Annotated in this window: 1 tRNA gene; it reads right to left on the bottom strand. The window is 58.2% G+C overall.

Annotated features, from left to right (window positions below):
• Positions 1-43: 43 nt before the first annotated feature.
• A tRNA-Cys gene (locus NLU14_RS21980) sits at positions 44-117 on the bottom strand.
• Positions 118-268: the final 151 nt, after the last annotated feature.

Below are 268 nucleotides of genomic sequence, written 5' to 3'. Positions count from 1 at the left end.
CGCCGGGACGCGGACAATGAAGTGGTGATGCTGTAAGAAGAAGTGGAGGCCCGAGCCGGAATCGAACCGGCGTGCAAGGATTTGCAGTCCTCTGCGTCACCACTCCGCCATCGGGCCTCGGAGCGAGCGGCGGCAATGCGCAGGTGCTTTGCCTGCTGTCAACATTGCAGTGCAAAAATAGCTGCGTGCATTGCTTGGCGAAGGGTTGCGAAGGGGATACAAGCCGCCCTACATAATCAGTGTATTGCACAGCTAACACGGTTGTGCC

Origin of the sequence: Marinobacter iranensis, assembly GCF_029207565.1 — a bacterium.
GTDB lineage: Bacteria > Pseudomonadota > Gammaproteobacteria > Pseudomonadales > Oleiphilaceae > Marinobacter > Marinobacter iranensis.
This window is presented reverse-complemented; position numbering and strand designations above follow the sequence as displayed.